12 protein-coding genes are annotated in these 13,103 nt (G+C 67.6%); 8 read left to right on the forward strand and 4 right to left on the reverse strand.

Annotation, left to right across the window (positions count from 1 at the left end):
* Positions 1-200 precede the first annotated feature (200 nt).
* Positions 201-1,952, forward strand: coding sequence for an ABC-F family ATP-binding cassette domain-containing protein (locus AC3FOF_RS14945; RefSeq protein WP_488727028.1), 1,752 nt, complete (start codon positions 201-203; stop codon positions 1,950-1,952).
* A 15-nt stretch (positions 1,953-1,967) separates the two neighbouring features.
* On the opposite strand, the gene AC3FOF_RS14950 is transcribed toward AC3FOF_RS14945, so the two are convergent.
* Positions 1,968-2,918, reverse strand: a complete 951-nt coding sequence (locus AC3FOF_RS14950) for a LysR substrate-binding domain-containing protein (RefSeq protein WP_488727029.1) — start codon at positions 2,916-2,918, stop codon at positions 1,968-1,970.
* A gap of 152 nt (positions 2,919-3,070) precedes the next feature.
* Here AC3FOF_RS14950 and gtdA point away from each other — a divergent pair, with 152 nt between their 5' ends.
* The 5 genes from gtdA (at position 3,071) to AC3FOF_RS14975 (ending at position 8,264) form a co-directional block, all read left to right on the forward strand.
* A complete protein-coding gene (gene gtdA, locus AC3FOF_RS14955; protein ID WP_017224787.1) occupies positions 3,071-4,117 on the forward strand; it encodes a gentisate 1,2-dioxygenase in 1,047 nt (348 codons plus the stop codon).
* A gap of 95 nt (positions 4,118-4,212) precedes the next feature.
* Positions 4,213-4,911 (forward strand): fumarylacetoacetate hydrolase family protein, encoded by a 699-nt coding sequence (locus AC3FOF_RS14960; RefSeq protein ID WP_488727030.1) that lies wholly within the window; start codon positions 4,213-4,215, stop codon positions 4,909-4,911.
* Between the two features lie 22 nt (positions 4,912-4,933).
* Positions 4,934-5,578, forward strand: a complete 645-nt coding sequence (gene maiA / locus AC3FOF_RS14965) for a maleylacetoacetate isomerase (protein ID WP_017224789.1) — start codon at positions 4,934-4,936, stop codon at positions 5,576-5,578.
* Between the two features lie 51 nt (positions 5,579-5,629).
* On the forward strand, positions 5,630-6,838 hold the full coding sequence (locus AC3FOF_RS14970) for a 3-hydroxybenzoate 6-monooxygenase (RefSeq protein WP_017224790.1): 1,209 nt from the start codon (positions 5,630-5,632) through the stop codon (positions 6,836-6,838).
* An 85-nt stretch (positions 6,839-6,923) separates the two neighbouring features.
* Entirely contained in the window at positions 6,924-8,264 is a 1,341-nt protein-coding gene (locus tag AC3FOF_RS14975; RefSeq protein ID WP_488727031.1) for an MFS transporter, read from the forward strand.
* Between the two features lie 269 nt (positions 8,265-8,533).
* On the opposite strand, the gene AC3FOF_RS14980 is transcribed toward AC3FOF_RS14975, so the two are convergent.
* The 3 genes from AC3FOF_RS14980 to AC3FOF_RS14990 all read right to left on the reverse strand — a co-directional run bounded on the left by AC3FOF_RS14980 (position 8,534) and on the right by AC3FOF_RS14990 (position 11,020).
* On the reverse strand, positions 8,534-8,839 hold the full coding sequence (locus AC3FOF_RS14980) for a high-potential iron-sulfur protein (RefSeq protein ID WP_017224792.1): 306 nt from the start codon (positions 8,837-8,839) through the stop codon (positions 8,534-8,536).
* A 137-nt stretch (positions 8,840-8,976) separates the two neighbouring features.
* A complete protein-coding gene (locus tag AC3FOF_RS14985; RefSeq protein ID WP_488727032.1) occupies positions 8,977-9,756 on the reverse strand; it encodes an AraC family transcriptional regulator in 780 nt (259 codons plus the stop codon).
* A 91-nt stretch (positions 9,757-9,847) separates the two neighbouring features.
* Positions 9,848-11,020 (reverse strand): MFS transporter, encoded by a 1,173-nt coding sequence (locus AC3FOF_RS14990; protein WP_276264520.1) that lies wholly within the window; start codon positions 11,018-11,020, stop codon positions 9,848-9,850.
* A gap of 245 nt (positions 11,021-11,265) precedes the next feature.
* Here AC3FOF_RS14990 and AC3FOF_RS14995 point away from each other — a divergent pair, with 245 nt between their 5' ends.
* Together AC3FOF_RS14995 and AC3FOF_RS15000 are read left to right on the forward strand one after the other, a co-directional pair.
* Positions 11,266-11,976, forward strand: coding sequence for a hypothetical protein (locus tag AC3FOF_RS14995; protein ID WP_017226266.1), 711 nt, complete (start codon positions 11,266-11,268; stop codon positions 11,974-11,976).
* Positions 11,977-12,137: 161 nt separating this feature from the next.
* Positions 12,138-13,049 (forward strand): hypothetical protein, encoded by a 912-nt coding sequence (locus tag AC3FOF_RS15000; RefSeq protein WP_488727033.1) that lies wholly within the window; start codon positions 12,138-12,140, stop codon positions 13,047-13,049.
* Positions 13,050-13,103: the final 54 nt, after the last annotated feature.

A 13,103-nucleotide genomic window follows, 5' to 3' on the forward strand; every position in this document is an offset into this window, starting at 1 on the left:
TGCTCATACCCTGTGCCGGCCGCATCGCCTGGCCAGGCCAAAGCCAGAACTCCCCGCGGAACTCTCGAGAGGCAGATCAGTCACACCATCCATATCCACCGGAGTCAACGCAAAATGATCCTGTAAGCCCGCTTCAACACTGTTCGCGCTGGTCGAGCCCCCGGGTTCCGGGCGCGCAATCTGTCTTGTCGGGAGCTTGCATGGCTGACTTCGAATCGATTCCGTTCGCGGTATTCTCCGCGTCCCCTTCTTCTGTTTCTTCCAGCGATGCCGGCGCAGCCTCGGACGTGGCGCCATTGTCATTGCCCTCATCTTCGGCTTCGCGTCTCCATCCGCCTGCGGCGTTCTCGCTGTCGCTGCGTCATGTCACCGTGGCGTTGCCTGACGGGCGCGTGGTACTGGACGACCTGAGCGGCACCTTCCACGCGCAACGCATTGGCCTGGTCGGCCGCAATGGTGCCGGCAAGAGCCTGTTGGCAAAGCTGCTGGTGGGGCTGCTCACGCCGGACGCCGGGCGGGTGGTCAGGAGCGGCACTGTCGCTTATGTTCCCCAGGATGCAGCGCCGGCGGAGCACGCCACGCTGGCGGAAGTGGCCGGCCTGGCCCCCGCCTTCGATGCACTCGCGCGGCTCGAACGCGGCGAGGCGCTGGCATCGGACTTCGACCTGCTGGAAGGGAGATGGGATCTTGGCGAGACGCTGCATATGGCGCTGGCGGCGGCCGGCCTCGGGCACCTGGAGCCGCAGCGGCCCGCCGCCAGTCTCAGCGGCGGCGAGCTCACACGCGTGGCGCTGATCGGCGCCTTCCTTTCGGGCGCGGACGGGCTGGTGCTGGACGAGCCCAGCAATCACCTCGACCGTGACGCAAGGCAATGGCTGCGCGAGCGGCTGCGGCAATGGCGCGGCGGGCTGGTGCTGGTGAGCCACGACAGGGAACTGCTGGACGACATGGCGCACATCGTGGAGCTGACGCCGGACGGCTTGCGGCACTATGGCGGCAACTACTCGCTGTACCAGGCGCAACGCGAGGCCGAGGCCGCCGCCGCGCAAGCCGCGCTCGACCATGCCAGGGCCAGCAGAAGCGCGGCCCTGCGGGATTTGCGGCGCCAGCACGATGCGCATCAACGCCGCAGCGCGCATAACGACCGGGCGGGGACGACGGCCAACCTGCCCGCCATCTACCTGGGCCGGCTGAAGGACGGCGCGCAAGCCTATTCCGGCCGGGAGCAGCGGCGCCAGCAGGAAACCCGCGCTGCGCTGGACGACGCGGTGAAGCAGGCGGCAGAGCGTGCCGGGTCAGGCACGCCGGTGGCCCTGATGCTGCCGGGCGCGGTGGTCGCCACGGGCAAGCGCGTGGTGCATCTGGAAGACGCGGTAGCGCCATTCCCGGCGGGGGCCAGGCCGCTCAGCCTGACCTTGTCGGGGCCCGTGCGGGTTGCCGTGACCGGTCCCAACGGCAGCGGGAAAACCACGCTGCTGAATATGCTGGCCGGTATCGGCGAGCCCGTTTCCGGTACCGGCGCGGCATGTGTTCCCTGCGCGCGGCTGGACCAGCACGCGGCATCGATGCTGCGGCCTGGCCAGTCCGTGCTGGAGCGCTTGCGTGAGCTGGACAGCCCCTTGCCCGAGGGCGTGCTGCGCAGCCATCTGGCCTTGCTCGGCCTGGGCGCCGGGCTGGTGCGGCAACCCTCGGCGGCGTTGAGCGGCGGAGAGCGCCTGAAAGCCGCCCTTGCGTGCGCGTTGTGGGGCGGAACGCCTGCCCAGCTGCTATTGCTGGACGAGCCGACCAACCACCTCGATATCGACTCGGCAAGCGCGCTCGAGCAGGCCCTGGATACCTATCCGGGGGCAATCCTGGTCGCTTCGCACGACCAGCGTTTTCTCGATGCGCTGCGCGTGAGCCACAGGCTGGAGTGGAGCGCGGGAGAATGGCAATTGACGGCTTGCGCGTAGCGGGGCCGCACCCGTTTACCCCTGTTCCCCCGCGCCGCCGGCGCCTTCCTCGACCGACCGGGTGCCCGCGCGCCGCAAGGCGTCGAGCGCGGCGCTGACGGCGGTGCGGCCGAAACCATCGTCGCGCCAGTACATGGAGACCGAGCCGAAACCCGCCAGGCGCAGCGGCAGGATGCGCAGCGCCCCGAGTTGCTCCAGGCGGCGCGCGGTCCGGTGCGAGGCCACGCCGATCATGTTGCTGTGGTTGAGCAGGGTCAGGTTGAGGATGACCGAGTTCGACTCCACGCAATCGCCCGGCATGCTCCTGCCGGCGGCGTTCAGCGCCGACTCCAGCGTATTGCGGATCGGCGTGCCGCGCGGCCAGACGATCCACCGGTAGGCTTGCAGGTCGTTCCAGCCAGGCTCCGCCAGCTCGAACAGCGGATGGCGCGGGCGCGTCACGAAGTGGATCGGCTCCATATAGAGTGCCTCCGCGCGCATCTGCCCGTCCTGCAGTTCCGGCGCCGAGCGTCCCACCACGATATCGACCTCGCCCCGGGCCAGTTGCGCCATCAGCAGGTTCATCGTGCTCTCCACCAGCCTGACCTGGGCTTTGGGCAGCCGCTGCAGCAGCGAGGTGACTGCCAGCGGGACGGTATCGGCCGCGGAAGCCCCCGAGGTGCCGATCACCACCAGGCCGCTGCCGCCTTCGCGCATGGCCTGCATATCGTCGCGGGCGGTATCCAGGTGCGCTTCAATGCGCCTGGCATGCGCGATCATCGACTCGCCGTAAGGCGTTGGCCGCAGGCCGCGGGCGTGCCGCTCGAACAGCGGCAGGCCGACGTCGTCTTCGAGCTCCTTCAGCCACTTCGAGAGCGCGGGCTGGGTGGTGCTGAGCGCCGCCGCCGTCTGGCTCATGTTTCCGGTCTGCGCGAGGCTAAGCAGCATCTGCAGGTTGCGCAGCCGGAGGCGCTGGGTCCAATCCATCAGGGTAATCCCTTTGAGCTATATCCATATCTATATGGATAAGAGGAATTGATTATTTTACAAGGTATATCTCCGGGCGTATAACTCTTTCATCGACGCGGGACAGCCAGATCGCTGCCCCGGCCAGACCAGACCAAAGACCGGAGACCAGCATGTCAGACGCAGCAAAGCGCGCGGACCGTTCAGCCTATTACAACCGCATCGGCCGCAATCACATGGCCCCGCTATGGGAATCGCTGCACGCGCTGGTGCCGCCCCAGCCACGCCCCCAGGCGCAGCCGGCGATCTGGAAGTACGCCGAGGTACGCCCGCTGGTGATGCAGGCTGGCGAGGTCATCAGCGCGGCGGAAGCGGTGCGCCGCGTGCTGGTGCTGGAGAATCCCGGCCTGCCTGGCAAGTCGAGCATCACCTCCACCCTGTATGCCGGCCTGCAGCTGATCCTGCCTGGCGAGATCGCACCCAGCCACCGCCATACGCAATCCGCGCTGCGCTTCATCGTGGAAGGCCGTGGCGCCTGGACTGCCGTCAATGGCGAGCGCACCACCATGCATCCGGGCGATTTCATCATCACGCCGTCGTGGACCTGGCATGACCACGGCAACCCGTCGCTGGCCGATGGCGGCGAGCCGGTGGTCTGGCTCGATGGCCTGGACATCCCGCTGCTGGTGCACCTGGACGCAGGGTTTGCCGAGAACTACCCGGAAGCCTCGCAGCCGGTGCTGCGTCCCGAAGGCGACAGCTTCGCCCGCTTCGGCCACAACATGATGCCGGTGCGCCACCGCGTCACCGATCCCACTTCGCCGATCTTCAGCTATCCCTACGAACGTAGCCGGGAAGCACTCGACCAGCTTTACCGCAACGGCGAACTGGACGCCTGGGATGGCGTGAAGCTGCGCTATGTGAATCCGGCCACCGGCGGCTGGCCGATGCCGACCATGGCTACCTTCATGCAGTACCTGCCTGCCGGTTTCCAGGGCAAGACCTATCGCAGCACCGACGCCACCGTCTATTCCGTGGTGGAAGGGCGCGGCACGGTACGGATCGGCGAGGCGCAGTTCCAGTTCGAGCCGCGCGACACCTTCGTGGTGCCGTCATGGCAGCCGGTGCAGCTGGCCTCGGTCGAAGACACCGTACTGTTCAGCTATTCCGATCGTCCTGTGCTGTCGGCGCTCAACCTGCTGCGCGAAGAGCGCACCTGACTCCGTTTCCCGCGGGCACGGCGGCATGCCGGTGACCGCCTTCCCCGGCTCCATCCATCTTCCCTGTTTTCCTGATTCCCATACCGAGGTCTTCCATGTCTTTCGTCGTCACGCCTCCCGCCACCGTGGCCATTCCGGTCGTTGGCAGCAATGAGCTATTCCCTGTTCGTCGCGTCTATTGCGTGGGCCGCAACTATGCCGCGCATGCCCGCGAAATGGGTTTCGATCCGGACCGCGAGCCGCCGTTCTTCTTCTGCAAGCCGGCGGACGCCGTGATCCCGGTGGCCTATGGCGAGACCCTGACGCTGCAATACCCGGCGCAGACCGCCAACTACCACTACGAAGCCGAACTGGTGGTCGCCATCGGCAAGGGCGGTTCGGACATCCCGCTGGAACAGGCGCTGGACCACGTGTGGGGCTATGCCGTGGGCCTGGACATGACCCGCCGCGACCTGCAGATGAAGATGCGCGAGATGGGCCGCCCCTGGGAAATCGGCAAGGCCTTCGACGCCTCGGCGCCCATTGGCCCGCTCCATCCCGCCAGCGACGTGGGGCATTTCGAGCAGGGTGCGATCTGGCTGACCGTCAATGGCAGCGACAGGCAGCGCAGCGATGTGACCCACCTGATCTGGTCGGTGGCCGAGACCGTGGCCGACCTGTCGAAGTTCTTCCGCCTGGAGCCGGGCGACCTGATCTACACCGGCACGCCCGAAGGCGTCGGTGCCGTCAAGCCCGGCGACCTGATGGCCGTGGGCGTGGAGCGGCTGGGCGAACTGTCGGTGCGCGTGGCCTGATCATTTTTGCGAGGGCTGCACCGTGCAGATCTATAGTTTTTTCAATAGCTCGACGTCGTACCGCGTGCGCATCGCGCTGGCCCTCAAGGGCCTGCCGTACGACTACCGCCCGGTCAATATCCGCACCGGCGAGCATCGCGCCTCGGACTACGTGGCCGCCATCAACCCGTCGGCCGTGGTACCGGCGCTGGTGGACGGCGACTTCCACCTGGGCCAGTCGCTGGCGATCATCGATTACCTGGATGCGCATCACCCCGAGCCGCGCCTGATCCCGCAAGAAGCGGAATTGCGCGCCAGGGTGCTGGAGCTGGCCTATGTCATTGCCTGCGACATCCACCCGGTCAACAACCTGCGCATCCTGCGCTACCTGCAGGACACGCTGGGCGTTTCGCCGGAGCAAAAGGACGCCTGGTACCGGCACTGGGTCGAGGAAGGGCTGGATGCGGTGGAACGCCTGCTGGCGCAGCACGGGCGCGGACCGTGGTGCTTCGGCGAGCAGCCCTCGCTGGCGGACTGTTGCCTGGTACCGCAGATTGCCAATGCGCAGCGCATGGGCTGCGACACCTCGCGCTTCGTGCGGGCCATGGCGGTTTACCGCCATGCCAGCGGGCACCCCGCCTTCCAGCAGGCAGAACCTCAGCGGCAGCCGGACTACACGGCGCGCTAACCGGGGTGTGCCCGGGCGTTGCGTGCCGGGCGCGCACCCAAGGAGACCATCATGAATGACATCCGCAGCACGGACCGCAAGGTCATCGTCGTCGGCGGCGGTATCGGCGGACTGGCCGCCGCGCTGGCGCTGGCCCGCCAGGGCATCCGCGTCGAATTGCTCGAACAGGCCGAGAAGATCGGCGAGATCGGCGCGGGCATCCAACTCGGCGCCAACGCCTTTGCCGCGCTGGACGCGCTGGGCGTGGGCGAAGCCGCGCGCAAGCGTTCGGTCTTTACCGACTACCTGATGATGATGGACGCCATCGACGCCACCGAGGTGGCCAAGGTGGACGTCGGCGAGCCCTACCGCAAGCGCTTCGGCAATCCCTACGCGGTGATCCATCGGGTCGATATCCATCTGTCCATCCTGGAAGCCGTGCAGGTGCATCCGTTGATCCAGTTCCGCACCGCGACCCAGGTGCGCGCGCTGGAGCAGGATGAATCCGGGGTCGTCGTGATCGACCAGCACGGCGAGCGCCACCGGGCCGATGCCGTGGTTGGCTGCGACGGGGTGAAGTCGGCAATCCGGCAGGCCTTGCTTGGCGACGAGCCGCGCGTGACCGGCCACGTGGTGTACCGCGCGGTGGTCGATGTGGCGGATATGCCAGCCGACCTGCAGATCAACGCGCCGGTGGTGTGGGCCGGCCCGAACTGCCATCTGGTGCACTACCCGCTGCGCGGCGGCGAGCAGTACAACCTGGTGGTGACCTTCCACAGCCGCGAGCAGGAAGTCTGGGGCGTGCGCGACGGCAGCAAGGAGGAAGTGCTCTCGTACTTCCAGGGCATCCATCCCCGTCCCCACCAGATGCTGGACCGCCCGAGTTCCTGGCGCCGCTGGGCCACCGCGGACCGCGATCCGGTCGAGCGTTGGAGCTTCGGACGCGCCACCATCCTGGGCGACGCGGCGCATCCCATGACGCAGTATCTTGCCCAGGGCGCCTGCCAGGCGCTGGAAGACGCCGTGACGCTGGGCGCCGCGGTGCAGGCGACGGATGGCGATTTCACTGCCGCCTTCGCGCTCTATGAAAAGGTCCGCATCCCGCGCACCGCGCGCGTACTGTACTCCGCGCGCGAAATGGGGCGCCTCTACCACGCCAGGGGCGTGGAGCGGCTGGTGCGCAATTCGCTGTGGGTTGGCCGCACGCAGGAGCAGTTCTACGACGCGCTGCAGTGGCTGCACGGCTGGCGTGCCGAGGATTGCCTGGGAGGCGCGCGATAGGGGCAGGCAGCGCCCCGGCGACAAAGCCCATCAAAGCGGCCCGATCCCGGATCGGCCGCCTCGAAAGACAATGAAGGAGACAGCTGTGCCCACCCAACCATCCATCGGTATCACCGAGTTCATCGATCGCCATCCCTTGTCGGGGTTCCAGGTACTGATCGTCGCGCTGTGTTTCCTGATCGTCGCCATCGACGGCTTCGATACCGCCGCCATCGGCTTTATCGCGCCGGCGATCCGGGCCGAATGGCAGCTCACGCCGGCACACCTGGCGCCGCTGTTCGGTGCCGGGCTGACCGGCCTGATGGCGGGGGCGTTCCTGTTCGGCCCCCTGGCCGACAGGTTTGGCCGCAAGAGCGTGCTGATCTTCTGCGTGCTCTTTTTCGGCATCGCCAGCCTGGCCTCCGCGTTCGCCGGCTCGCTCTGGGGACTGGTGGCGCTGCGCTTCCTGACCGGCCTCGGGCTTGGCGGCGCCATGCCCAACGCGATCACGCTGACCTCCGAGTATTGCCCGGCCAAGCGCCGCTCCTTCCTGGTGACCACCATGTTCTGCGGATTCACCATCGGCTCGGCGCTGGGCGGCCTGGCCTCGGCAAGCCTGATCGAGGAGTATGGCTGGCGCTCGGTGCTGCTGATGGGCGGGGTGCTGCCGCTGTTGCTGCTGCCATTCATGTTGTGGCGGCTGCCTGAATCGGTCCGCTACCTGGTGATGAGCGGCAAGCAGCCGGAGCGGGTGGCGGCCACGCTGCAACGGATTGCGCCGGGAGAGTCCATCGCGCCCGGCAGCATCGTGGTCACGGACAAGCGCATGCCCGGTTCGCCTGTGGCCCACCTGTTCCGGCCCGAGCTGGTGCGGGGCACCTTGCTGCTCTGGCTCACCTTCTTCATGAGCCTGCTGGTGATCTACCTGCTGTCGAGCTGGCTGCCCACGCTGCTGCGCGCCACCGGCGTGTCGCTGAAGACTGCCGCGCTGGTCACCATGATGTTCCAGGTGGGCGGCACCGTCGGCGCCATTGTGCTGGGCTGGCTGATGGACCGCGCGAATCCGCACTATGTCCTGGCAGCGACCTACGCGCTGGCGGGCGTTTTCATCGCCGCGATCGGCAGCCTGACGGCGGCGCCGTGGCTGGCGGGGGTGGCGGTATTTGCCGCGGGCTTCTGCATCTCAGGCTCGCAGGTCGGCGCCAATGCGCTGTCCGCGGCCTACTATCCCACCAACTGCCGCGCCACCGGCGTGAGCTGGGCCAACGGCGTGGGCCGCATGGGCTCGGTGGTGGGATCGGTCGGCGGCGGCACCATGCTGTCGATGGGCCTGACCATGCCGGCGCTGTTCCTGCTCGTCGGTATTCCGGCAGTGATCGCGGGCGCGACCATGCTCAAGCTCGGGTGGCATCGCGCTGGGCTGGCGCGGCGCGTGGCCGTGGCCTGAGCACAAGGGCAGGGGATTCGTCCTTGACCCATCAAATGATAATGCTTATCATTCATAACTCGGGTTTGTGACACGGCCTGAGTCAGCAAATGGGTTACCGGACACGTCATGTGTCCGGTTTTTTTTGCATGCTGGCGGCTATTGGCAGCCACCTGCACAGGCCAATGCTGCAATTCATCGCTGCAACGCCGGGCTGCTGGTCACCGCCATGGGCCAGACACCCGGCCGGTGCCGGCAGCCAGTCGGCGGTGTGCGGCGGTGCGCCGTGTTCAACCCTGCTCCCACGCGCTGCACCACCCCGCGGCCGCCACCTGCTTGTCGCCAAACAGCACGCAGCCGCCCGTGGCAGGGCTGCTGCCTTCCTGGAATAGCTGGCAGTTGGCGCAGGTCTGGCTGGGGGCATGCCCGGGATACCTGGCCTGGTCCACCTTGCGCGTATCCGCCTTGTAGCCCAGCTTGACGGCCTGCGGATCCTTCTCGTCGAGCTCGGCGGCGCCGGCTGGCGTCGCCATGGCCGCAAGGCTTGCGGCCATGGCCACCGGCATGGTCTTCAGGAAATGACGGCGGGTCGGCATGCTGCTTTCCTCTTTTTGGGGGGACAGGATTGGGGGACAGGAGTGGGTTTGGCCGATGAATCGAGGGGCTCGGCCTTTGCCGGCTGGATTGTGGCACAGCAAGCTGTTGCGCCGCAGCCGTGCATTGCCTTGCGGCTTCAGGTTTGCCGGAAGTAGGCGCTCGGGCTGACGCCGAAGGTCTTGCGGAACACGGCCGCGAAGGCGCTGGGGCTGTCATAGCCGTGGTCCAGCGCTACCTCCAGGATGGGGTCGCCCTGCGCCAGTCTCGGCAGGCTGAGCAGCAGCCGCGTGTGGCGGCACCAGGCGCCGAAGGTCATGCCGGTTTCGCGCTTGAACAGGCGGGCGAAGGTGCGGCTGTTCATGTGCAGTTCGCCGGCCCAGCCTTCCAGGGTTGCCGGGGCCGCCGGATTCTGGATCAGCCGGGTGCAAAGCCGGGCGGTACGGGTGTGCTGCGGCATCGGCAGATGCAGCGAGAGCACGGGCGCCGACTGGATCTCGTCGAGGATCAGTTCCATGACGCGCTGGTCGCGTCCCTCCAGCGCGTAGGCGGGAGGAATGCGCACAGCGTGCAGGATCAGTTCGCGCAGCAGCAGGCTGACCTCGATGGCGCGGCAATCCGGCGGCAGGCCCGGGCGGGCGTCCTCGGCCACGAAGACCGTGCGCATCCGCACGTCGCCAACCGTGCCGATGCTGTGCTTCATCAGCGGGGGCACCCAGACCGCGCGGCCGATCGGCACCACCCAGTCGCCGCGCGCGGTGCGCACGATCATGACGCCGGAAATGGCGTGGATCAATTGCCCATGCCGGTGCCAGTGCTCGGCCAGATCCGAGCCATCCGGCTGGTCGGTGGCCACGACGACGATCGGTCTGGGCGTTGCCAGCGATTGCTGGAGGGCGGAATCGGACAGGGTCTTCATGGCGCTGGCATTCCCGGCAATGCGGTCTTTCTATCGAGCGGGGAAGTTTATCCCGCTTGCCGATGGCGGATGCGGCGGGCAAGCAGGATGGCTAGGCGGCGGCCAGCGCCTGCTCATCGATCTGCGCGGGCCGGTCACGCAGGCGCAGGGCCAGCAAGGCTGCCACGCACAGCACCCCCAGCACTGTCGCCAGCGTGAAGCCGAGCCCGCGCGCATCGGACAGCATGCCGAACAGCGGTGACGCCAGGCCACCCACGGACAGGGCCAGGCCCAAGGTAATGCCACTGGCCATGGCCGGATTGCGCGGCAGGTAGTCTTGCGACAGCGTGACCTGTGCCGAGAACGGCAGGAACATCGCCATGCCGAGCAACACGGTGAATACCAGCGCCAGCGGTGCGGTCGGCGCCAGCACCAGCCCGCCGAGCATGGGCAGCATCAGCACATAGCCGGTCCGGATCGCGGTCATGCGGCCCAGCCGGTCGCCGAGCCAGCCGCCCAGCAGGGTGCCCGCGGCGCCTGCCGCGGTGAAGGCGGTCAGTACCGCGCCGCCCAGGAAGGCGCTGCCGCCAAGATCGCGCGTCACATGCAGCGACAGCATCGACAGCACCGTGACATAGGGGATGGACCAGCCAACGATGACGGCCACCAGCAGGCTGAAAGCACGCCAGTTGTTGTTTGCCAGCGCCGGGCGCGCCCGCCTGGCCGCAGCGGCGCCCGGCGCGCCCGCGGGCCGCGCCGCAGCCACCAGCCACAGCAAGGCCATCAGCAGGGCGGGGATGCCCAGCAGGTAACTGCGCGACAGTGCACCGCCGCCCACGGCGAGCGCCGCCAGCAGGGGGGCGAACGAGGCGCCGATGGTGCCGCCCACCGAGAACACGCTCATCGCCTTTTGCGAGGCGCCGCCGGCGGCGCGTGCCGCTACGGTGGCTGGCGGATGGTAGGCGGCGATGCCCAGCCCGCTGAGCGCAATGGCCAGCCACGTCGCCTGGTAGGTGGCGGCCATGCCGGCCAGCACCACCCCGAACGCGGCGACCAGGAAGCCCGTCGGCACCAGCCAGCCACGATGCGCGCGGTCGGCATAGGCGCCGAACAGCGGCTGGACCACGCTGGACAGGCCCGTGGCGGCCAGCATCAGGCCGCTGACGGCGGCGTAGCTATAGCCGCGCTCCAGCACCATGAACGGCAACAGGGCAGGTACCAGTCCCTGGTAAAGGTCATTGACCGCATGCGTGCCCGTCAGCAGGCCGAGTCGTTTCTTGTTCATGCGGCACCTCCCGGTCGACGGGCGCGCGGGTTGGGGGCGTATAACAACATGTCAGGATCCTCCTTCTTGTCGGAAAGAGGATCGTAGACAACGGCGCTGAATGCATCTCGCTTGGAAACTACAAGATTCGTCGCAAAATGGACAACGCCGGATAATCGTGGATACGCTGCCGGGCCTATGGCAAACTCGCGCTACCTTTTTCGGCCGGCTCGCTCGCCGGCAATCGTTCACTCACCATCAAGCCCATGACCGCGCCGACCAATACCGATACCCTCCGCCATGCCCTGCAGGCACCGCTGCCCCTGCAACCGGGGCCCTTGATGGGCCCTGCCTTTGCGCAGGCGGGCGAGGCCGGGCGATTTGCCATCTACACCGAGCCGCCGGAAGCGCCCGGGCGCGACGAGGTGCTGGCGGCGCTGCGCGTTCAACTCGAGGCACAGCCTGGCGGCGACGAAGCGGTACGCGGCGAAGTCCTCGACAGCGACGACTGGGAACCCGGCCAGGCATTCGAGATGGACATGGACAGCGACGACGTCTGCGGCCAGGTCCTTTTCTACCGCTTGATTCTGGCGCGGGAACTGGATCCGGTCGGGTATTGCGCATTCGAGATCAATGCGGACGAGACCGGCGTGGTTTTCGTCACCCTGGTGGAGTCGTGGATCCGGGCGCCATACCGGCAGCTCGGGCTGGAACGGGGATTCGTGCTGCAGATGGCCGATGCCGTGTATGCCGTGCTGGCTGAACTCGATGTCCGGCTGCATGCGGCGGGCCAGGCCGGCGCGTCGTTCGAAGTGCTGCTGGGGCTGGACGAGCCGTCTTCCGCGGGAAGCTCGCTGCTGCAGTCGCTGGCGGAAACGCTTCAAGGCCTGACTGGTACGCCGGACAGGGCCAGCGCAGCGGGGCTCGATCCATTGCGCATCACCAGCGCCAATGTGTCGGTACTTGCCGCCAATTGAACGGGTGGGTGCCGACAGCTGCCGCCAGCGTGGCAGCGTTTGCATGGATATCGGGGTGGTGTATTATGCCGCACTTTTGGCCAGGTTTATCACTGGCCAATGTCGATTGCGCAATGGGCTGTGCCATGTTGGCATCGCCGTTGCCGCCACCTGGGGAAAACATGTCATTAAAATCGCGTCGCCCGCTGCTGAAGCTGGCGCTGGGCGCAAGCCTGTGCCTGGCATTGACGGCGGGTGCCGCCGGCGTCGGGGAGATTGGCCAGCCCGCGCCGCATATTGCCTTTGAAACTCTCGATTACCGCGATGAATTGCTGAACCGCGATCCTGCGCTCACCGAGGCAGTGCTGGCCTTCTTCGGCCTGGAGACCGGCACCTATTTCTGGGAAGACGACCTGGTCGCAAGCCAGGCCTGGGACGGGCTCGGCCAGCGCAGGAGCAACCAGGTGGTGCAATTGCCCGATGGCAGGGTTCTGCTGGCCTCGATGCGCACGCTGTCCACCGGCGAGGAGCGGACCGCGCTGCTGGCCGATGCGCAGGGCAATCTGCAGGCAGTGGCCCTGGCCCATCTGCAGTGCGGCAAGAAGTGCCTGCCTCACGAACAGCGCAGGCTGACCGTGTTCCTGCGCGCGGGTGTCGGGCAGGCATCGGCCGAGCCGCTGGTTGCCTGGGGCCGGCGCGACCCGGACCCGGAGGCAGACGCTGGCGCGCCGCGGCCCGTGCAGGTCGAGTTCCGCACGGTCGATCCCGGCAGCGCCGAGCGCGCCGCGCCGCCCGCGGTGCCGGCCGGAATGCCAGGGAAGGTGCCCTTGTACCCTTACTCGCGCCGCGCTCGCGATGACACCAATCAACGCGGTCAGGCGGTATTCCTGACCCCCCATTCCGTTGCCCGGGTGGCGGCGTACTATCGCAAGCTGGCGCAAAGCGATCGGCAGGTGCGCTGGAACGATGGCGGCGAAGCCGGTGGCGTATTGTGGTTCAAGCGCGGCAAGGGCGAGGGCATCGTCGAGGTGTCGCCGCAGCGCAATGATCCGCTGACGCGCGTGCGCATCGAGTACAGCCCGGTGGCGCCCTGAACAGGCCAAGGCCGGCGGGCTAGCGAGCCAGCCCGCCGGCATCGCGGCATGGCC

It is taken from the genome of Cupriavidus sp. 96C5-1 (assembly GCF_057798855.1).